The sequence below is a fragment of the Mucilaginibacter flavus genome (genome assembly GCF_030409315.1).
Taxonomy (GTDB): domain Bacteria; phylum Bacteroidota; class Bacteroidia; order Sphingobacteriales; family Sphingobacteriaceae; genus Mucilaginibacter; species Mucilaginibacter flavus.
Window position 1 is genome coordinate 151,289 of record NZ_JAUFPS010000036.1, and the last position, 22,605, is coordinate 173,893.

General features: G+C 43.5%; 13 protein-coding genes. 5 read left to right on the top strand and 8 right to left on the bottom strand.

Translation table 11 applies throughout. From position 1 onward, the window contains the following. Positions 1-249: 249 nt before the first annotated feature. From QWZ17_RS17210 to QWZ17_RS17225, 4 genes are all read right to left on the bottom strand, one after another. The gene (locus tag QWZ17_RS17210; protein ID WP_290306518.1) at positions 250-1,272 is read right to left on the bottom strand and encodes a PorP/SprF family type IX secretion system membrane protein; all 1,023 of its coding nucleotides are present in this window, start codon (positions 1,270-1,272) and stop codon (positions 250-252) included. A 4-nt stretch (positions 1,273-1,276) separates the two neighbouring features. Beyond that, positions 1,277-2,764 (bottom strand): T9SS type B sorting domain-containing protein, encoded by a 1,488-nt coding sequence (locus tag QWZ17_RS17215; protein ID WP_290306519.1) that lies wholly within the window; start codon positions 2,762-2,764, stop codon positions 1,277-1,279. Between the two features lie 418 nt (positions 2,765-3,182). Then, positions 3,183-6,704, bottom strand: coding sequence for a PKD domain-containing protein (locus QWZ17_RS17220; protein ID WP_290306520.1), 3,522 nt, complete (start codon positions 6,702-6,704; stop codon positions 3,183-3,185). A gap of 230 nt (positions 6,705-6,934) precedes the next feature. Beyond that, positions 6,935-7,387, bottom strand: coding sequence for a response regulator (locus QWZ17_RS17225; RefSeq protein WP_290306521.1), 453 nt, complete (start codon positions 7,385-7,387; stop codon positions 6,935-6,937). A gap of 121 nt (positions 7,388-7,508) precedes the next feature. On the opposite strand from QWZ17_RS17225, the gene QWZ17_RS17230 reads away from it, so the two are divergent. Then, positions 7,509-9,650 (top strand): sensor histidine kinase, encoded by a 2,142-nt coding sequence (locus QWZ17_RS17230; RefSeq protein WP_290306522.1) that lies wholly within the window; start codon positions 7,509-7,511, stop codon positions 9,648-9,650. Here the strand turns inward: QWZ17_RS17230 and QWZ17_RS17235 are convergent. Then, positions 9,647-10,351 carry an NUDIX hydrolase gene (locus QWZ17_RS17235; protein WP_290306523.1) on the bottom strand — a complete coding sequence of 235 codons (705 nt, stop codon included), beginning with the start codon at positions 10,349-10,351 and terminating at the stop codon, positions 9,647-9,649. The genes QWZ17_RS17230 and QWZ17_RS17235 overlap by 4 nt on opposite strands. 192 nt (positions 10,352-10,543) lie before the next feature. Continuing rightward, positions 10,544-12,901, bottom strand: a complete 2,358-nt coding sequence (locus tag QWZ17_RS17240; RefSeq protein ID WP_290306524.1) for an alpha-L-rhamnosidase-related protein — start codon at positions 12,899-12,901, stop codon at positions 10,544-10,546. A gap of 384 nt (positions 12,902-13,285) precedes the next feature. On the opposite strand from QWZ17_RS17240, the gene QWZ17_RS17245 reads away from it, so the two are divergent. Then, positions 13,286-16,000 carry a T9SS type B sorting domain-containing protein gene (locus tag QWZ17_RS17245; RefSeq protein WP_290306526.1) on the top strand — a complete coding sequence of 905 codons (2,715 nt, stop codon included), beginning with the start codon at positions 13,286-13,288 and terminating at the stop codon, positions 15,998-16,000. A gap of 191 nt (positions 16,001-16,191) precedes the next feature. Here QWZ17_RS17245 and QWZ17_RS17250 read toward each other — a convergent pair whose 3' ends face one another. Next, positions 16,192-17,952 (bottom strand): ABC transporter ATP-binding protein, encoded by a 1,761-nt coding sequence (locus tag QWZ17_RS17250; protein WP_290306527.1) that lies wholly within the window; start codon positions 17,950-17,952, stop codon positions 16,192-16,194. A gap of 36 nt (positions 17,953-17,988) precedes the next feature. Then, entirely contained in the window at positions 17,989-19,743 is a 1,755-nt protein-coding gene (locus tag QWZ17_RS17255) for an ABC transporter ATP-binding protein (RefSeq protein ID WP_290306528.1), read from the bottom strand. 224 nt (positions 19,744-19,967) lie between these two features. Here QWZ17_RS17255 and QWZ17_RS17260 point away from each other — a divergent pair, with 224 nt between their 5' ends. The 3 genes from QWZ17_RS17260 to QWZ17_RS17270 all read left to right on the top strand — a co-directional run bounded on the left by QWZ17_RS17260 (position 19,968) and on the right by QWZ17_RS17270 (position 22,603). Then, complete coding sequence (locus tag QWZ17_RS17260; RefSeq protein ID WP_290306529.1) at positions 19,968-20,597, top strand: MarR family winged helix-turn-helix transcriptional regulator; 630 nt, start codon at positions 19,968-19,970, stop codon at positions 20,595-20,597. Positions 20,598-20,930: 333 nt separating this feature from the next. Beyond that, positions 20,931-21,530 (top strand): GNAT family N-acetyltransferase, encoded by a 600-nt coding sequence (locus QWZ17_RS17265; protein ID WP_290306530.1) that lies wholly within the window; start codon positions 20,931-20,933, stop codon positions 21,528-21,530. A gap of 383 nt (positions 21,531-21,913) precedes the next feature. Then, positions 21,914-22,603, top strand: coding sequence for an ABC transporter ATP-binding protein (locus QWZ17_RS17270; protein ID WP_290306531.1), 690 nt, complete (start codon positions 21,914-21,916; stop codon positions 22,601-22,603). Positions 22,604-22,605 lie beyond the last annotated feature (2 nt).

The following is a 22,605-nucleotide window of genomic DNA, read 5'->3' on the forward strand; positions in this document are numbered from 1 at the left end:
CCTGTAGATATAAAATTAAAGCCGTCTGTTTTTTACAGGCGGCTTTTTTGTTTGGGGTATGTCTGAACCGGGATTAAACGGATTAATCCGTTTTTTTGGATTTTGACTGAAGAAGAGCTTTTTCAATTATTGGCAAAAGCGTAAGCTTTTTTCAATAAGAGACAATTTCAAAAATCCTGTTAATCTGACTAATCCGTTTAATCCCGGTTCAGGCAAAAAATCTTGATACTTGATACTAACTACTTGATACTAAAAAGTGTGCTGCGGACAGGTAACTTTATATCGGTTATTTAACAGAATGCCAATTACAATCTCGTGCGAACCATTACTTACGGTGTTAAGGGCCGAGGTTGTAAAATCATAAGAGTAACCTACGTTGATAAACGAGCTTAGATTAAACCCTACCAGGGCCGCGAATGAATCGTTGCGACGATATGAGCCACCAAGCCAGAATTTATCGTCGAAGGATATTTTCATATTCACGTCAAACGTGGTTGGCACGGGCTGTATTACCTTTACCAATACGGATGGAATCAGGGTTACATCATCTGATAAAAAGAGCTTTGTGCCTGCCGTAAAGAAGTAATGGGGCACTGTTTTATTTTGGGTAACACTTACCGATGTAGTGGTATACAAGCTTTGTGGTAATAGCTGTTGTACTGATACACCAAAAAAGTAGTTAGATGCATAAGCCCATACCCCTAAACCCAAATCGGGCTTCCATTGATTGTTGTTGATGTTGTAAAGTACAGGGTCGCTGTCATCCACGCCACCAAAGTGAAGCTGAGAAGTATTGAGCACATTATGGCTTACTCCTGCCGATACACCAACCGCTAAATTAAGTGAACTGGTAATACCCAGGTGATAAGCATAAGTAGCGTCGATATTGGTTTGCGTGATAGGCCCTGTTTTATCAGACACCAGGGTAAAGCCAATACCATGATGCGGTTCTGCAGCCTGGTATTGCTGCGTGTACAACCTGCTTGAGGGATTAACGCCCCCGTTGGCTGGCGAAGCTGTAGCATCACCCTGTAAAAAATTATCGCCAAGTGGTGCGGTTACCGTTAAATAACCGGTTACCGGGGCACCTTCAAGGCCGGTCCACTGACTGCGGTAACCCGCTTTTAAATCGGTGTAATTTTCAATCCCCGTTAAAGCAGGATTTAACAGGTAATTATTAAAAATATATTGCGTGTATTGCGGCCGTTGCTGCGCAAGGGCCAACTGTGTACCGGCTGCAAAAAAAATAATGGCGTATAAAATTCTCTTCATTAATTTATCTAATGATAGTTACGTTTCCTGATATAATCTTTCGTCCGTTTTTAGGATTTATTATATAGTAGTAAGTCCCGAAAGGAAGATCAACTCCTTTGTACCTGCCATTCCAGGGAACGCTGTAACCAATTGACGAATATACCTTTTCTCCGTATCTGTTGTATATATCTACTGTATTATTAGGATAGTTTTCTAAATTTTTAATAATCCATGTATCATTTTGTCCGTCGCCGTTAGGACTAAAGGCATCGGGCACTGTAATATCCATATTTGTTGTGCCACCTAACGTTGGCGTAACCGTTATAGTATAAGTTATCGGCGAATTGCCACAATCTGTCGATGGTTGCGCAAATACCATCTTATACGGCTTATTTGCGTTAAAGTTTAAATTTGATTTTCCTTCGGCGATACTTACAACAGAAACAGTGTTGCTCACCAAATTACCAGCGTATAGCTTACTACCATCCGGGCTTATTGACATATAGACGGGGTCATTACCAACGGGAATTCTGTTGGTAACTCCTTTGGCTACCAAATCAATCACAGATACTTCGTTGCTTTGGCTATTGGTAACATATAACAGGCTGCCGTTTTTATCGAGCGCTATCTCGCCCGGGTGAGGATCAACAGGAACGGTCATCTCTGTAACGTAAGTAGCGGTGTTAATGCTTAATACCAAATTTTCGGCCGGGTAAGAAGCATATAAAAATTTACCATCGGTACTTACTGTCATAAACGCTGCATTTTTGCCCATGTAAACCACAAACCTAACTATATGACTATTGGTATTGGCATCTATCCAGGCTATGGTGCCGCCAGCTTGCTGCACATATAATGTTTTACCGTTGGCACTTATGGCAAAAGTAACCACCTTGTCGCCGGCAGAAAATCGGGTTACCGCGTTATTGGAAGTATTTATCGCTGTAATTTTATCATCGTTAACATGCGATACAAAAACCTGCGTACCATCCGGAGATATCAAAATGTTGGCCGGCGCGGCAGCCACCGGGATGGTGGCTGTAACAGCATTTGTTTTGGTATCTATCACTACCACGGTATTAGATTGTTGGCAGGTTACGTATACTTTGCTGCCATCGGGCGTAATTACCGCGCTAACGGGCATTTTCCCTATCCCATCTGTAATAGTGGTAAGTACTTTATCATTTATAGCATCAACAACCGTTACACTACCCGTATTGGCATCGGCATTTAAAACGTAAGCGTATTGTGTAGGCGTAGCGGTTACTGTTACGGTAGCTGTTACCGTTGTCGAACCAGTATTTACGGCAATAAAGGAAGGAATGCTACCCGTACCAGCCCCGCTTAAACCAATTGACGAATTATCATTAAACCAGGTATAATTACACGACCCCGTAAAATTTATTGCAGTAGTTGCCGAACCATTTTTAACCGTTTGCGATGTTTGGGCAAAAACAAGTAAGGGATGAAAAAGAAAAAATATACTTATTGCAAGTAAATATTTATGCATTCTGTAGGCCCGGTTTGTTCGTCCGGTAAAAAACTGAAAATATCCAACTTTTCTATCGGGGAATCGGTAATGCAATAATACCAAAATTATTTATTTGATTGCTTATAAGAAAACAGAACCATGGCAATCGCCTTTAACATTTTCATACAAGGAGAGATCTTTCAATGAGCACACAACAGGTAGCCGCGATGCGGCATCTTGTCTGGTTCATTTATTTCTACAAACCGGTAGCCGCTATGCAGCATCTAATATTTGATAAAACGAAAAGCTGCCGCATGGCGGCTACCTATTTGTAGAACAGATATTTTGTTTTTTTTTTGCTCCGTAGGAGCTACCTTTTACCACGCAAATCTTTAAAAGCGATTGCTATGAAAACAGAACCCTTAAAACCTTTGGGTAAATTGATGTTTATAATCATTTATCTGATAATAGTTACATTACCGGATACGGTCTTTCTGCCATTTTTAGGCGTGATGATGTAATAGTAGGTCCCTTCGGGAAGATTGGCTCCTTTATAACGACCATCCCAGGGAGCCGTGTAACCTACAGATGTAAATACTTTTTCGCCGTAACGGTTAAATATTTCGACGGTATTATTGGGGTATTGGTTTAAGTATTTAATGTCCCAGGTATCATTTTGTCCATCGCCGTTGGGCGAAAACGCGTTGGGGATCACCAGGAACTTTAATACTTTAACGGCAACAGTAGCCGTGGCCTGGCAGCCTTCCTGTGAGGTTACGGTAAGCCTGTATTCTGTAGCCTGCGATGGGCTTACCTGCGGGCTTAGCACGTCGTCATGATCCAGCCCGGCAGCAGGAGTCCACTTGTAAGTTAGGTTATGACCATTGGCCGACGCATTTAAACCAACTGAAGCTCCCTCCAATACCGTAACCGGCCCTTCAACTGAAGCCGTTGGCGATGCGTAAACCGATACCTGCTGTTTTACAGTATCCGGGCATGTGTTACCGGTCGAATAAATATAACTGATCTCTGTGGTGCCTGTACCAGCCACGGCAGGGTTAAACAACCCCTCGGTACTTATTCCATTGCCAGCGTAAACACCGGTTCCAGCGGGCCCTTGAATATTAGTCGGTTTAAAAGTAAATGGAGCATCCTCGGGACAAAATGATGGCGTTGGCGCAAACGTAATTACGTGAGCTGGTTTTATAATCAGCGAAAAATCCTGCGTGTTTTGGCAAATTTCGCCGGAGTAAGCTACTACGTGCACATTATAAGTACGGTTGCCATCGGTAAATAACGGATAAGTATAACGCAACTGCTGCCCGTAAGCCGGATGGTCATAAACTTTTGTTGATTGGGCATCATTGTTATCAAAAGTTACCTCAAGCCTGGTTATAATGCCAAAATCAACTGTCGACCGGTTTTCAAAAAACACCTCCCGGTTACTGCATAAAGCCGAGGGATCGCTAACCACAACCCTGGCACCAGGAATATCGCCATTAATGGTTACTTGTTGTGTTTTTGAATAGCTACAGCCATATTTCGACGTCACTTTCAACGTAACCTGGTACACTTTAGCCTCGGTATAATGATGCCTCGGATTTTTCTCTGCCGATGTATTATTTATAGTGCTGGCATTGGAGTCGCCAAAATTCCACTCATAAGTAAACTCACTTTCGGTATTATCGGCAATGGTGCTATTATCCTTAAACAAAACATTATCGGCAACACAGGCATCGGGCAAAATAAAATCAACCACCGGAAAATTTCCTATCGTTAGCTGTTTTTCAACAGTTAGACTGGCGCATCCATTTGAATTTGTCACTATCAATTTTACGTTGTAAACGCCTGGGGCAGCGTATTGATGTAAAAAGGGCGTATTATCCGTTTTCTGTACAACATCGCTCCCATCGCCAAAATCCCAGCTCCATTTAATTATCGCGCCATCAGATGAGGTAGATGCATCTGTAAAAGTTATATCCTGTGCAGGGCAATCGGGTGCCGAAAAATTAAAGTTGGCCAGTGGCTGCTCGCTGATATGTACCGTAGTAACATCAGATATATCGCTACAACCGTTTTCGTTAACAATGGTAACCCGCACAGGATAATTGCCGGGCTCCGTATAGGTGTGCAACGGATTTTGGACTACATCGGTAGTGCCATCGCCAAAATCCCACAACCAGGTTTTAATTTCATGATCGGCAGTTTCTGATACATCCTTAAAAACCGTGGCGCTGCCCAGGCAGGTACCCGTAACAGTAAATTTAGCTACCGGCTGGGCCGAAATATTATAATCGAGTTCAACAATCTCGTCAGAGCCGCATTCTGTTGCCACGGGGTTAAAAACGGTAGCTATCACCGCATGATCGCCGGCTGTAGCGTAGGTTTCACTTTGGGCAAACTCATATAAATACAGTGTTTTATCACCTTTTACCGTTGTGGACTTTACTACCGGATTATTATCTTCAAAAGCGGCCCCGTTTTCAAAATCCCACTTAATATGCGTTGTTTTAAAAGGCAAGGTCAGCTGTATTTTGTAAGCCACTCCGGTACAACCGTTTAGCTGCTGCACCGTATTTTGCGGATCTTTTAGGGCTATAAACTCGTTCAGATTTTTCAAGCTCGCACCTGCCGCGTAGCCGTATGATTCTGCTTGCCCAAAGCCGTAGGCAATAGCGTTGAATCCGTCGGAGGCTTTAATGTGATGCACACCGGCATCTACTTCAATTTGCGCGTAAGAATAATCGGGCCGGCCGTTTACCGTGGTAAACTGGGTATACGGCTTACCATCTAACTGGAAGGTAGGAATGATGCCTGTCGGAATAACAACGTTTATAAAATTATTTAATATCCGGTAATTACTGGTTGAGTTTAGGGTAACATGATCAAGCGTTTGCTCAAGCGGATTAAGGTATATCATCTCCGGATCGCCAATGTCATTTTGGGAATCTATGCAGTTAATGGTTTTAAACTGCGTAACAGCGTATTGAACAACCTGTACCGGTTTATCGGCCGTGATAACATTGGTTGCGTTTGAGTTAAACTCGTAATACAATCCGTTGGTAAAACTGGCGGGCGAAATATTGAAACCATTTAAATTTACCGTAGTATTAGGATCACTCAAAACTATCCTGAACACATCATAGTTGCGACTTTTTAATGGTGCTGTGATGTAATTTTTACCCCAGGAAGCTGTTGGATATACCTGCTGGAAAAGATTATCAGATGTATTGCTTTGCGAACTACAACCTATCAAAATTTTTGAACTGCCCGAAAACAGCGCCACCTTTTTACACGTACCCGCTTGTGTACTTATGGTGCGGATGCGGGTGCCGGTTAAATCGGCATTAGCAAGGGCCTGGTAAACCTGTCCTTTGTTTAAAATGATATTAAAAGGTTTACCGGGCGCCTCACCATTTAACAAATAAGTGCTGGGGGTTATTTCGACCGTGGTATTGTCTTCGGTTCCAATAACCGCGAATGTTGAATAAGAAGGCTTTTTTTCGCTGGTTTCCGAATTGGATAACTGGGTATAGTTGATAGAAATATAATCCTTACCAAGTACGTTTACGGGCAACAATAAAGTAGCCCCGGATACGCTTTGCGCAAAAATATGCGCGTAAACGGCTATCGGTTTTAACGATGTAATATGTATTCCTTTATTTGATATCCCCTGTTGATCAATAAAAGCACTCGCGGGTATAGCAACTGAAAGTATTTGATGAGCAACAACATCATAGCTTTGTGAAAAAGAACCATCGGCAAGGGAAACTGTAGCCGTGGTATTTACATCAGCTGTAATATATAAATCCATCTGGCTAGTGCTCACCTTGGGGTCGTTAGCTTTAGGCGGATCGATATGATCCATATAAACCGTCCAAAATTCGGTCCCCTGGTTAGTAAAGCCCCCCTGCGCCCGGGCAGCATGAGCAAAGCAAAGCAAAATAATGACCGAAGTTATCGCCCGTAAAAGTTTCACCCTGCTATAATTGTTTAATTGGCTCTGGCTATAAAGTGTTTAAATATAAACATAGATTTGAGATGTGAGACATGAGATTTGAGATTGATTGAATCCCGATTGTACAGATTTATAGTTCGTTTAAATTTTGCTTAACTTAACAAGCATTTTCACTCACCACTCACCACTCACCACTCACCACTCACCACTCACCACTCACCACTCACCACTCACCACTCACCACTCACCACTCACTCCCCTCCCGTTTTTGTTAACGCCTCTAATTCAATATTGGCTAATTGCAGTTTATAGGTAAGTTCCTTGTTCTCTTTTCGCAGTTCGTAAATTTCAATGGCATTTTGAATGTATATTTTCAGCTCGTCATTTTGCCAGGGCTTTACCAGGTATTTATATACCTGGCCACGGTTTATGGCATCCATAACAGCGTTAACATCAGAAAAACCTGTTAAAAGAATCCGGATGGTATCGGGGTATATTGGCAAAATCGACTCCAAAAATTCAATCCCTGTAGTTACAGGCATCCGCTGATCGGTTATAATTACACCAATTTCATGTGCCTGTAACACCTGCCGCCCTTCAGCTGCAGATTGCGCCGTGTAAATATTAAAGCTACGCCTAAAAGCCGCCTTAAAGCTATTCAAATTATTTATCTCATCATCAACATATAGTACTCCAACAGGCATAGTAAATTATTTATGTAAAAAATGGCTATCTATAGGGGCTTAAAAGTAAATTTATTGAAAGTTTTATTTTTTGCACATTTTTTTATAATTATTGTAGCGTGCAAAATGGCATCATGTAAATATGAAGAAATTATTAATAGCAGCGTATTTACTATTCCTAAATGTAGTTGCTTTTGCTTACAAAGCCGATACGCTTGCCATTGGTAACAACCAGGTAACCCGCTTAACCAATAATTACTTTTACGAGTTGGAGGATATTACAGGTCGGTTATCCATTACTGACGTAATTAAAAGTAATAGTTTTCATGCCAGTAATGCTCCTATGCCCGTTTTAAGTTTCGCTAAACCGGCAACCTGGCTTAAGTTTACACTTAAGAACAACGATGATGAACCTTATCTATTTTTTAGCAGCGGCCCTGCCGTGATTGATACCTTTGATCTTTATTATATTGATAAACAAGATTTTAAAATACACCACCTATCCATAAACGGCCAGCAAGACAGGCTTGGCTCGCAAAGTTTTACATACATCAGGTGCCCAATTAAACAAGGCGAATCGCAAACTATTTACCTGCATATAAAAAGTAAATCGTTTACCATTATCCCTGTATCCATTTACAGCGAATCGGCCTTTTTTAAAAACAGGAGTACAGAAAATATTATATCGGGCGCGTTTATAGGTATACTGGTAGTTAGCATATTATATAACCTGCTATTGTTTTCTATCATTGGCGATCGCAGTTACCTTTATTACGCGTTCCTGATTATTTGTATGGGATCTGCACAAACACTGTTGCGCGGGTACGGCAATTATTTTATTAGTAATAAGGCATTGCTTAACTATTACATTATCCCTGCCATGCGGGTTTTTTTTGGTTTCACTATCCTTTTATTTGCCAGTGAATTTTTACAGCTAAAAGCCAATTTAAAAAAACGGTACAAATACTATAGGCTTCTGTTTGCCATATACTTTGTAGCACTGCTTGCCATACTTATTGGCTACACTGCTTTTGCTTATATTTTAATCAGCATAAACCTCATCACCGTAGCATCCACATTATTGATTATTGGCTTTTATCTTTATAAAAATGGGTTTAAACCAGCAAAATTGTTCATGTTGGGTTCGGGTATTTTTTTAGTAACTACATTGTTGGCTGTATCGCGCAGCAATAACCTTATCCCCTACAACACGTTTACCGCTAATGTAACGCCTTTGAGCCTGGTGATAGGCATAGTGGTGTTCTCGGCTGCATTAGCTGATAAAATCAACTTTTACCGCAACGAAACCACCGGCTTGCAAAACTTTGCTATTTCTGTAGCACGTGAAAATGAACGCTTAACAACGCAGCAAAATATATTGCTCGAAAACAAGGTTAAAGAACGTACCATCGAGCTGATTAATGCCAATAAGGATCTTTCCCGCATTATTGATAACCTTAAAAACACCCAGCATCAACTCATCGATACAGAAAAAATGGCTTCTCTTGGTCGGCTTACGGCAGGGGTAGCACATGAAATTAATAATCCCATCAATTTTGTAAGCTCTAATATTATGCCCCTGCGGCTTGATTTTGATGAGCTGTTTACGTTGATTGATAAGTATGAGAACGTGGTAAACCAGCCCCACAATGCCCAATTGGTACAGGAGGCCAACGATTACCGCCAAAACCTCGACCCTGCTTTTATTAAAGCCGAGATCAATACCCTTCTTAACGGGATAGAAGAGGGCGCTAAACGAACCACCGAAATTGTAAAAAGTCTTTTCACTTTTAGCAGTACCGATGAATTGGTGTTAAAAAAATTGGATATCAATAAAGCCATACTGGCCAACCTGCTCATATTAAGAAGTACCATCCCCTGGTATATACAGGTAAAAACCATCCTTAGCGACATTGAACCCTTAAACTGCTACGCAGGTAAAATAAACCAGATGTTTATTAATCTGATTGCTAATGCCATACACGCCATAAAAGCGAAACAAAAGCAAGAGGAAGAAACCATAACCATTGTTACCCAGGATGTTAAAGACTATATTTCTATTGAAATTACAGACACGGGAACAGGCATGACCGACGAAGTAAAGGAGCGCATTTTTGAGCCCTTTTTTACCACAAAAAACGTGGGCGAAGGCACCGGCCTTGGCTTAAGCATTGTGTTTGGCATTATTGAGAAACACAATGGCAGCATCAATGTAATATCGTCGCCTGGCAGGGGTACCACATTTATTATATTGCTGCCAAAAGTGAAGCCTCTGGCCGCTTAAAAATACTTTTCGGGATTGGGTACCAGGTTCAGAAACGATTCGAAATTTTCGGCATAATGCGATTGATCGAGTTTATAGTAAAACGCTCCTTTTTTTGACGATAGTTTATCCTTTTCGGGCTGCTTAACCAACAACCCCGTTGATAACAGTTTACGGCTAAAGTTACGATCATCAAATTTGGTTTGATAAACGCCCTCGTACAAAGCCTGCAGTTGCGGAATGGTAAATTTTTCTGGCAATAGCTGAAACAGCAAGGGGTGCAGGGCTGCTTTATAGCGTAACTGACGCAGGGCGAGTTTAACCATTTCGGCGTGATCAAAAATCAGATCGGGCATTTCATCCAGCAAAAACCACTCGGGGTGATATTCTTCACTCAATTGTTTTTCGTATTGATGAATATCAATCAAGGCAAAATAAGCGATAGATAGCGCGCGTTCAACCGGGTCACGACCGGGGGCGCCAAATACCCGAAACTGCTCCATGTATACATTTTTTAGCCCGGTACGTAGTTCAAGCACACGGTTAGCAGCATCATCCGGCGACTCTGACGGTTGTATAAAACCGCCCATCAGGCTCCACTTATGTTTTTCTGGCTCAAGGCCCCGCTGTACCAGCAACAATTTTATATTCCAGCCGTCAAATCCAAAAATAATACAATCTGTGGCCACCAAGATGCGTTTCTGGCCGCTATATTTCTGCATAATGTAATTTAGAGTTTATTTACAAGTGTAAAAATAATTATGCAATTGTTTAGTGTATAACTGACAACTATTTTTTGAGTGAGGAAATTGGCGATTGCCGAAGCGACGAAAGACTTACGAAGTTTTAAAAACTTCGTAAGTCTGGGATCTACAACTTTTCATGAGTAGCTGCCAGTCATCTATTCAGTCGCCCTAAATAGCAAATGAATTATCCCCCTCTTTTAAGTTGTAAGTTTTTGCCTTCCAAACCAATATACCCGATGTATTTTTAGGCAGACTGATCTTTATTTTCCATTTGTTACTCTCCAGCGTGTAGGCTACGGAAATTGTTCCATTGGGATGAGGGATGGAGCCGCTGATTTTGGTTATTTTACCCAAATGAGGCTCAATTTTAACTTTGGCGAATCCCGGTGCATAACTATCTATCCCTAAAAGGGTTCTGAAAAACTCAATGTTAGGGCTGGCACCCCAGGCGTGGCAGTCGGACCGGGTGGTGTTAACGTCCGAGTATTCGGCCCAGGTGGTAAGGCCCATGGCCATGTTTTCTCGGTAAATGCCCAGCCAATCCATATAGTTATCGCCCAAACCTGCTTTTACCAAGGCCTGGTTCAAATAATATTTAAAATAAACCGAACATTGGGTTAAGCTTTTATCGTTAAGCAATCCTTTGGCAACGGCAGGCATATTGGCAGCGCTAACGGTACCCGTAAGTATAGTCAATGAGTTTACGTGCTGCGAGTAACCGTTTTTTTCTTTGGTATCGGCATATAGCTTTTTTGCAGGGTCCCAGTATTTACGGTTGATGGTGGCTTTTAACTGCGCGGCCTTTTGGTTATAGATAGCAGCATATTCATGCATGCCTATTTTAGCTTCCATATCCGCGGCCCATTGGTATGCCCAAAGCAATTGCAAGTCATAAATGGCAGCGCTCCCATCCTTGCCCTTTACCTCACCCCACATATTGCCGGCCCAATCCACAAAGGCCCAATACGGAGTATCTTTTAACGAGCCATCGGCCTGTTGGTATTTGCTGAAAAAATCCAGTACGCCACGCTCGCCTAAAAGCTTGCCTTTAATAAAAGCGTTATCGCCTCGGTACATCCAATAATCATGCAACATACCAATGTACCACAATGAAAACGGCGAAATTACCTGCGTACCGTTTGATGGGTAACAACTGGCAGTCACACCCTCGGGTAGGCGCGAATGGTCCATTTGGGTAAGGGCGTTACGGGCAAGCCTGTCGTCGCTGCTGTTGTAGTACGATATTACGGCCTGTATGCGGGTATCGCCAATGTATTGCAGTTGCTCATAGTACGGGCAATCGGTATACGTTTCCCAGGCGTTTAAACGCGCGGTACGCCAACCAATATCCAGCATTTTGGTTATTTCGGGATTGGTAGTGTTCATTACCGAAGCACGTTTAAAAGGATAACCGGTAAAGGTGCCGTAAAGGTCATCTATCACCAGCGGTTCATCTTTGGTTTTTACCAGCACTTTAATGTAGCGATACGTACGAAAGTTTAACGTAGTAAAAGATTGTTCTTTACTACCATCGGCAATCAAACTATCAATCCGGGCGACAAACTCTTTGCCTTCAACCTCATCACGGTTGCCTTTTTCAACACACTTTGTACCTTTTTTATAAAGCGATTCGGCGTAGCCCAGCGAAATCCCGGCATCCTTGCCCCCGCTAAAATTGAGGGTTACAAAAGCGTTGGTTTCAAAAGTCTGATCGAGCAGTAAAGTAGCCGTAGTATTTGCCGGAATAGTTATTTGGGCTTTTGTAGCCGGAAAATCCGCCGGTACCGTTACGCCAGTCGCGCCACGCAATTTAATCAGGCGCTGATAGGTTAACTCTCTTGGCGGCAGTGTTGATGGCACCAACGCCCAATCAATTCCCCAGGCAGTGCCTTTAAGTCTGCCGTCGGATATTTTATTGGCGGCTGGCCAGGCGCTGTCATCAAAAGCAGCGGCTTTCCAATCGTCTTTAACTGTTTTGCTCATATCAACCATTTCGCCCTTGCTGGCAGCGAAGAAATAGCCGGGTATAGGCTTATGACCAACATCACGAGTAGCTTTCCAGCTATCATTGGTGTTTAAAATATCCTCCACAACGGTATTACCCTGCAAAATAAAACCGGTGCGCACACTGATCTGCGCCGCCGGGCTGTATTGCGCCTCGTTCCAAACCAAAGCCGTTACAGCGTTTTTTCCGGCTATCAGGTACGGCGCCAGGTCAACCGTTTCATAATTCCAGAAATAAGTATCTCCCCTTGCAGGCCCCAACGATACCAGTGTGCCATTAACATATAATTTATATCGATTGTCGGCCGATAGGTGTACAATAAAACTCGCGGGCTTGGTTGCTAAATCGATATTCTTCCTAAAATAATAAACGCCGTAAATTTTCCCGTTATCCCCCTGCGCCCCTATCCAGGCCGAGTTCCACTGCCTTTGCATTGGCGGGATACTGGCAGATTGGGCATACGAAGTATTTATTTTAGCAATTGCTAAAACGGTTAAGCATAAAAAAAGTAAGCGTTTCATTGATGGTTGATAATTGGTAGAGCAATAATAGGAATATTTTTGCTAAATCGAATTAGCAAAGGGAGGAAAGTTTGACAAAAGCGGTCATTATTTTTTTCCCATAAATAAATAGTACAAATAATGATAGGCATATATCGCAAGGCAAGCTGTAAAGATAGCTAACCTCGAAATTTCAGAGGACAAAGGAACTTACAGCACCACACCCGCTTAATATGTCCATAAACTTGAAAAAACAAGTTCCCTAAGCTTACAGGATTAGAATCGACTTTAAACAAATAAGAGGAGTTTTAATTTGAAATGGCTCGTCATTTATGAAAATTATGTAAACGGCTGAAATAGGTATATTTTAGGACTATATTTGTTACCGACTTTCTTATCATAGTAATGAAGATTAACCGGACGGAATGGCGTGGCCGCAATTTCCTTTTTATTTTCCTCCCGGCGTTGTGCTTGCTTGTGCATAAAGCACAAGCACAAGGCCCGGTTATAACCCCTAAGGCTAAACTTATATTTTCTTTAGATGCTACCGGCAACAAAACTATAGTGCCCGCAGATGTAGCTACGGTTTCTAATGTTGGAAATTCCACGGTAACGGTTAGTCCATCTGCTTTTAATTGCTCTCAACTTGGAAGTCAAACGGTTACATTATCGGTTGCGGCACCGTCTGACGTCGAGTTTACCGATCCGGTAGGTATTGTTACTGATCCCGCAGGAGATATTTTTTTTTCAGATGCGAGTAACCATTTGATCAAAAAAATCACGCCGGATGGTACGGTTTCGACACTTGCGGGTAATGGCGCTGATGGCAATACAAATGGCCCGGCAGCTACAGCCAGTTTTGGCAACCCTGCATGGATGGCTATGGATCACCTTGGAAATTTGTTTGTGGTTGATTACCAGTATAACGAAATCCGGAAGATCACACCTGATGGTATGGTCAGTTCTTTTGGGTCCGGCTTTCAGCAACAGATCCAAGGGGTGGTTGCCGATCAATCAAATAATATATTTGCGACGGTTGGCGTATATATAAACAAGATCACGCCGGATGGAACCGTGTCTCTGTTTGCCGGCATTGATGGTAACGGCGATAAGGATGGTACCGGCACAGATGCCCGTTTCAGTTTTGTACGGGGTATTACAATCGATCCTTCGAATAATTTGTTTGTGCTGGACTATGGCAATAGTAAAATCAAAAAAATAACACCTGGAGCTGTTGTTACAACAATTTACAGTTTTACCCAATATTCTGTTGATGGCTGGTTGACTATCGACGCCGCTGGCGATCTGTTTATGACTCAGGAGTATTCCGTATGGGAACTTTCGGCTTCCGGCGTAACCAGTAATTTTGTGGGCACAGAATTCATGGGACAGGGCTTCAAAGATGGGACTGGTGGCACTGCTGAATTTAATCAGCCCGGGGAAATTACAACTGATGCAGCAGGTGATATGTACGTTACCGACCAGGAGAATAACGCGATCCGCAAAATTTCCCCTGCGGGGCTTGTAACGACTTTAGTTGGGGGTGTGTCGGGAAACAAAAATGGGAATATCTACCACAGCTCCGTCACCTCGCAGCAAATCCCAGTTACCATCATTACAACCCCGCTCATCACAACCCACCCAGACGAAACAATCGCGCCCCGTGCCAATTGTAGTACAACCATTCCGGATTACTCAATTAATGCCGGCGTCAGCGACGTTTGTAGCCAAACCAAGCTCAAAGTCACCCAGGTACCGGTTGCGGGGACAGCAGTGGGGCTCAATATAGTCACCCCGGTGACCCTCACAGTTACCGACGGTTTTGGTGGTACGGCTTCGACGAGTTTTTCGGTGACCAGCACCGATCAACCAGTGATCACAGCCAAGTCTGGTCCCATCACGTTGCTTCTTGACGCGTCCGGGAATTACGCCGTTAAGCTCAGTGACGTCGCAACAGTTTCGGGCTGTAGCACCCCAATCAATGTAGCGCTTAGTCCTATCTCCTTTACCTGTGCCAGCGTCGGCCCACAAACGGTCGGCATCACCGCTACCTATCCTTCCAACGGTGTCAGCGAGACGATAAAAGTTCCCGTCAATGTTAGAAGTTCCCTGATTATGACCTCAGAATTCAACAGTGTCACCCTTCAGGGTAACGGTCTGTGTCCATTGTACTTGCCTGATTACAGACAGCAGGCAACAGCTACCGATAATTGCTTCAACGTCACTTTCACCCAAACACCTGTGCCTGGTACAGTACTGGGCGGCTCCGAGCCTTTCCTTGTGACCATTACGGCTTCGGATAGTTATCAAAACACGGCTCAGAAATCCTTTACGGTTACGCCCTCAATAGTGCCACCGCCAACACCTGTTGTCACCATTGAACCTACTAAACCAGTAATTTGTGCGGGAACATCGCTTACCTTTACTGCAGTTCCAATAAATTTAGGTACTACCTTTACTTGCCAATGGCAGGTGAATGGCGTAAATGCAGGTGATAATGCTCCGACATTTACATCGGACAATTTCAAAGATGGTGACCAAGTGACATGTTCGGTGACTGGCGGCCTCAGCTGTTTAGCAACGCTGCAAAGTCAGCCTGTTAGGGTAATGGTTAATCCCCTGCCGCAAATTAACATGCCGGACCAAGTATCGATAGACTTAGGACATAGTATTCAGCTTAACCCAATTATAACCGGCACCATCACCAGTTACCTATGGAGTCCCTCAACCGGTTTGAGTAATACATCGGTTCCAAATCCGCTTGCCAGTCCGCAAATTAAAACTAACTACAGATTAGTCGTTACCACATCAACCGGCTGCCAGCAAAGCTCCAACGTAACAGTTTCCGTCTTGAAACCCCTTGTGATACCCAATACCTTTACACCCAACAGCGATGGAATCAATGACACCTGGAATATTCCCTATTTAAGCGATTATACCCGTTGTACGGTCGATGTTTTTACCCGCTATGGCCAGAAGATATTTCATTCTAACGGCTACATGGTCGACTGGGACGGCACTTATGACGGCAAAGAGCTACCAAACGGAACTTATTATTACGTGATTGATCTTAAAAACACGGCAACGAAATTAAGCGGCTTTATCGCAATTATTCGTTAGCAAAGTAAAGTCTCCATTGATCTCAAAACGTCTATAATGTTTTAACGGCCAACCAGGTAACAAATAAAGCCATTTCTCTGATGGCTTTATTTGTTACCTGGGGAGACTCGAATTCTCGCTCTTCCAACTAACTTCACCAAATACCTGTAGCTGTCTTAACTCTTGATTCTAACCTCTTGACTCTCCCCCCCCTAACTCACCCTCTTCCCCTGCAAAAGCAAATCCATCGCATCATTTAATGAACCAGCGCGGATCACTTCGCCGGAGTTTACGAAGAAAATTTCGTCGGCGTTTTCGATGGTATTGAGGCGGTGGGCTATAATTACGCGGGTGGTGGTTTCGGGCAGCTTGTTCAGGATGTCGCTTAACAATTTTTCGGTAATGGTGTCAATATTGGCTGTAGCTTCATCAAGTATCAAAATCTGCGGGTTGCGCAATACTGCCCGCATAAAGGCGATCAGTTGCTTTTGGCCCAGACTAATGCTATCACCACTTGAAAGTACCGGGGTATCCAGTCCGCTTTCAAAAATGGCTAACAGGCTGCCCAGGTTGGCGTCGGTAATTACTTTTTCTAATTGCTCGTTGGTATGGTTTTTATATAAATCGTTACCGTACAAAATATTATCCTTTACGGTGCCGCTAAACAAAAACGGTTCCTGCAATATAAAACCAATTTTCAGGCTACGCTCTTCGGCGGTGTATGTGCGGATGTCTTTACCATCCAACAGCACCAAACCTTTGGAGGCATCATACAAACGGGCAATGAGCGATGCCGTAGTGGTTTTACCACCACCTGTAGGGCCAACCAGGGCGTAGGTTTTACCTTGTTCCATTTTAAAGCAAACGTTGTGCAAAATCTCCTTGCTATCATCATAACTGAAATGCACGTGCCTAAACTCCAACAAACCGGCACTGCCATCGGTGATGCCTTCCTCAATCAGCGGCAAATCGCTTTCTAATTGTAATATCTGCGAAATCCTGTCCCAGCCGGCCATGGCCAGCTGAAAGTTTGTCCACAAGGCTGCCAATTGCCTTAGCGGGTTATAAAAGTTGGTTGAGTACGATAGGTAACTCACCAGCAAACCAATAGAAAAATGCCCGATGCTGATCAGGTAAATGCCAAACGTTAACACAATCAACTGCGCGATACTGGCAAACAGGCCATACACCGGCACAAAAACGTTATTGGCCAAACCCGCGCCAATGGCCGTTTGGTAATTCTCTTTATTGACGGTATCAAAGCGTTTGCGGAAATAATCGCGGCGGTTAAAGGCGATGATCACCTTAAAATTGTTCAAACTTTCCTGGATCTCGCCACTCAGACCGCCTGTGCTTTTCAGGTTGGCAGCATTTTTACGTTTAATCCATGGCGATAAAACAATTGTCAGGAAAAGGATCACCAAGGCCGGCGCAAGCGTAGCAGCACCCAATTCGGGATGGATAAGCAGCAGGAAAATACCTGCCCCTATCATGGTAGAAATATTGCCAATAAACTGCATTAACGACTGCGAAAAAAACTGGTTAAGCTTATCAGTATCGTTGTTTACGCGCGATATCAGGTCGCCGGCTTTGTTCTGGTTAAAAAAGCCTACCGGTAATTGCTGCAGTTTATTAAAAATAGAGTTGCGCAGAGTAAACAACATGCGCTGCCCTACGCCGCCCATCAGCGTGGTTTGTTTATAGCTTGTAAACAGGGCCACCATGTACATGCACAACAGCAAAATGGCGTTATGGATAACCCCGTTAAAATCTTTGTGCTGCACATATTTATCAATGGTGCGCCCAATAATAAGCGGCCCCAAAAGGTTAAGCGTAGAGTTGATTAATATGGCGCAAAGGGCAAACAGCAGGGTTCGCTTTTCATGTGATATCAGTTGAATCAGCTTTTTAAGGCCGGCCCATGTTGATGTTTTGGGCGCTGTTTTACTAAGCTGGTTAAGATCGTAGTTCATTTTTGTTTTGATATTATGGTGGTCTTAACGTTTTTGTTAATGAGCAATGCCCTGCTCGTAATTACTGGTGCTTTGCTGCGAATTGAAGATCTGCACATAATCCGGACTGGTTTTCATCAGCTCGTCATGTACACCACGAGCAATAATCTCGCCCTGGCTTAGCAGAATAATCTGGTCGTAATGCTCGACGGAGGCTATTTTTTGCGTAACCGATATGAGCGTTAAACCGGGGTAATTCTTTTGAATATTGGCCAGGATCTTTTTCTCGGTATTGCCATCAACCCTCGCTGTAAAATCATCTAACAATAGCACCTTAGGGTTAACGGCCAAAGCACGCGCCAGCATAATGCGTTGCTTTTGCCCGCCCGAAAGGCTTGAGCCACGTTCCGATACTACAGTATTCAAATGCTCGGGCAACGCGCCTATAAAATCCTTTAGTTCGGCGGTATCAATTGCTTTTTGCAGTGATTCGTCGGTTACGGTATCGCTAAAGGCAATATTTTCGCGGATGCTCATGTTAAAAATGATGCTATCCTGAAAAACAAAACCAACCTGTCGGTGAAATGCTTCGCTGTCATAAGCATCGAGCTTTTTATCGTCAAACAATATCTCGCCTTCGGTAGGGTTTATCAAGCCAGTGAGTAAATAAAGCAATTGCGTTTTACCTGCCGATGTAGGCCCGATGATGGCAATTTTTGAACCCGCAGCCACTTTAAGCGATACATTTTTAAGCGCTTTTTTCTGGCCATAAGCCAGGGTAACATCTTTCAGCTCTACATCGCCACGCAGAGTATCTTTAATATCGCCGCCATCCTTTACATCGGGGGCATCCAAAACCACGCTAATGCGGGTGAACGATGCGGAGGCCTGCGCGATAAGGTTACTCATAAAACCGAGGATAAATATCGGGAAGATCAGCAGCGACAGATAACTGTTAAACGCAGCGAAGCTACCCAAACTCATGGTACCGGTTATTACAAAATGACCGCCCATTACCAAAATGGTTAAGGCCGCCATATTGGCTGTAAAGGTTACTATAGGGATCAGTCCCGCAAAAAAGCCCAGAATTTTCAGGCCGTAGTTTTTGGCCTCGGTATTAGCTTCTAAAAATTTATTGTACTCCAACTGTTGGGAGTTAATCACCCTAATTAAGGCCGCGCCCAGAATACTTTCGTTAATAACCTTGTTTAACTGATCAATAACGCCACGGCTTTTCATAAACAAAGCCCGCACATTTTTTAAAACATAGGCAAACGTACCGCCAATAATGGGAATGATGCCAATAACCGGCAGCGCCAGTTTCCAGTTGATGGTAAGCAGCATTACGCTACAGCCAATAATGATGAACAACGACGATACGATAGATACCAATGCCTGCGATACAAACAACTTGATAGAATCAACATCGGCAGTAAGGTTGGTTAGCAGTTTGGATGGATTGGCCTGCTCAATAAACGCGTGACTTTGGCGCGAGATTTTATCGGCCAGTCGCCCACGCAAATCACGTGCTACTCTTTCAGACGCGTAGGTTTGAATAATGGTTTGCAGGTAAGCAAAAATAAAAATGAGCACTACCGCTATCGAGAATTTTTTAAGGATATCAACTAACACAAACGTGTGGTGGGTATAAGCATCGATGCCATTGGCTATAATCTTAGGCAGCCAAAGGTTAATGCCGTTACTCATCAGGGCGAACAATAAAAGCAACGCTACAAGGCCCATATAAGGCTTTAGCAGACTAAAAACACCTGGCGGTTTACTATTGGGCTTCGGTTTACTGGCTGGTTGCATGCGTTAATAATTGTTTAGTAAAAGTAATTAATAAAAAGATTCGGCACCTTTTTAACTGTTGCTTATTTAGGTTGACGATTGAAGAGGTAAAACATTTTAACAAAACTATCTTCGTTCATGATTTTACTCCTAATCAGAAACATCGAAACAAATATATTCCTAATTTGTAATAAATAAAACTTTTTAGAAATACTTTTATAATTTTACTTCTAAATAGAAACAACATGAAACCCGTAGTAGAGTTAGTTCACGAATGGTCGGCTTTTGAGGAGTTGGATACAGAGCATAGTGTGGAGCGTTTTTGCAGGTATTATTTAGAAAAGCAGCGACAAAAAACTTTACCAAAAGCCCACAGCGAACGAATTATGAGCGGCGCTTTTTTGTTAAAAACTATCGGCCGTATCCTGAGTGCCTACTCCATGTACTTTAGGGCCGCGGTCAATTATATTGGCATTCCCCCTGCCGAAAGCTTTTACTACCTTAACGGTTTACAGCATTTAGGCGAAGTACGCAAAAGCGATCTGATTAATTACATGTTTGCCGAAACCACCACCGGCATGGAAGTAATAAACCGCCTGGTACGTGAAGATAAAATAGATGAAAGGGCATCGCCGGACGATAAGCGGGCCAAACTCATTAAAATAAATGATAAAGGTTTGGCAGCCCTGCAGGAGTACTATAAGGTATCGGGCAAGGTAGTTGAAATGACCTTTAAAGATATCAGCGATGAAACCGTTATAAGCTGTTACGAAATGCTCAAATATTGTGAGCAACGCAACTCTGCAGCAGCCATCGAACTAAAAAATAAACCTTTTGATCAGATGTATGAGCAGGTGATGGCGGGTAAGATGTAAATGTAGTACTTTAGTTGGTGTAAAATGATATAAAACCAGCGTCATTTCGCGTTGTAAATCCGCGAACACTGAAAAGGGAAATGGCGTAAACTGACCAAGGAACGACTCACCCCGACGAGGCTTCGCCCGTCTGCCCCTCTCTCCGACTGCGTCGCATAGAGGGGCGAAAAAAAACAAAAAAATGGGTTTACCCTCTATGCGGCTTTAGCCGGAGAGAGGGTCGGCCAGCGAAGCGTTGCCGGGGTGAGTCGTAGCCAGCGTTCAAACCATACTTGAAAAAGAAATACGTTGTGAGTAGACCTCTCGCAATAACATTTATAGATTATAATTACCATGCCCACAAAATTCAACGCCACAGCAAACTACATCTTAGAGGATGACACCGTATTGTTGAGGCCTTTAACTATCGAAGACCTTGAATACCTGCTTCCCTACGCCATAAACGAACCTGATACCTGGAAATACTCCAACGTAAGCGCTAAACACGCAGACGGCATGACCCGCTACGTGGAAACCGCCTTAAAAAACCGCGCCGAGGCTCGTGAATACGCTTTTATTGTATACGATAAAAAGAGCGGCGAATATGCCGGCAGCACCCGTTTTTATGATATACAGCCCAAATTAGATAGCTTACAATTAGGCTACACCTGGTATGGCGAAAAATTCAGGGGGACGAAACTCAATAAGCATTGCAAGTTTTTGCTGCTACAATTCGCGTTTGAAGAGTTGGGTATGGAGCGTGTTGAATTTAGGGCCGATGCCCGCAACGAACGCAGCATTGCCGCCATGAAAAGCCTCGGCTGTATGGTTGAAGGCATTCTGCGCAGCAACATGCCCTTGGAGGATGGCGGTCGCCGGGATTCTATTGTGTTGAGCATTTTGAGGAGTGAATGGGAGAATGGGGTTAAGGAGAGGTTGAAGGAGAAGTTGTAAAGAAACCTTGCGGTTAATGCAACGAGGTTTTGAACGCAGAAGAAGACTCACCCGGCTACGCTGCGCTGGCCACCCTCTCTTCGCTTCGCGGAAAGAGGGGTTTGAACGCTGGATATTAGTGAATAACAATAAATAATACACAAACTTTTCAAACCCCTCTTTCCGGCGAAGCCGAAGAGAGGGTGCCGCGCGTAGCGCCGGCGGGTGAGTCTTCTGCGCCATGCCACCTATGTCTCTCCTCCTCCCTAAAAACCATCCCTATGTCATTAAATTCAAAAAAACTTACCGCCCCAGCTATAAATGGCATAATTCATGGATATTTAAGCAAACTATATTGGTAACAAAGCGGTAAGTAAAACATCAAATCCCAAAAAAATTATCCATTGGAAACAATTCTGAATATTTTAGATCTGAGTAAAACATACCAAAGCGCTGGGCGTACGCTAACCGTGCTTGATCATATTAACTTTTCAATTGCCGAAGGCTCTACCAATGCCATCGTCGGCCCATCGGGCAGTGGTAAAACCACTTTGCTGGGTTTGTGCGCAGGCCTCGATAGGTCGAGCTCCGGCTCGGTTGAATTGAACGGCATTAACCTTGGTAATTTAACCGAAGATCAGCGCGCGCAGGTACGTAATCAACACGTGGGTTTTATATTCCAAAACTTCCAGTTGCTCCCAACACTTACCGCTTTGGAGAATGTGATGGTACCGTTGGAGCTCCGCAACGAAAAAAACATCAAGGCACGCGCTTTAGAGCTGTTGGATAAAGTTGGCCTGGCCGACCGTGGGCACCACTACCCTTCTCAACTTTCTGGCGGCGAGCAACAACGGGTTTCGCTGGCAAGGGCTTTTTCAAACGCTCCCAAAATCCTTTTTGCCGATGAGCCAACAGGTAACCTTGATGCCGAAACCAGCGATAAGGTGATCAAGCTTATTTTTGATTTGAATAAAGAGGCAGGCACTACCCTGGTAGTTGTTACGCACGATCTGGAACTGGCGGCCAAAACCCAGCGGATCATCAGGATAAAGGGCGGTAAGCTGATAGCCGACGAAAAAACAATTAACGGATAAGC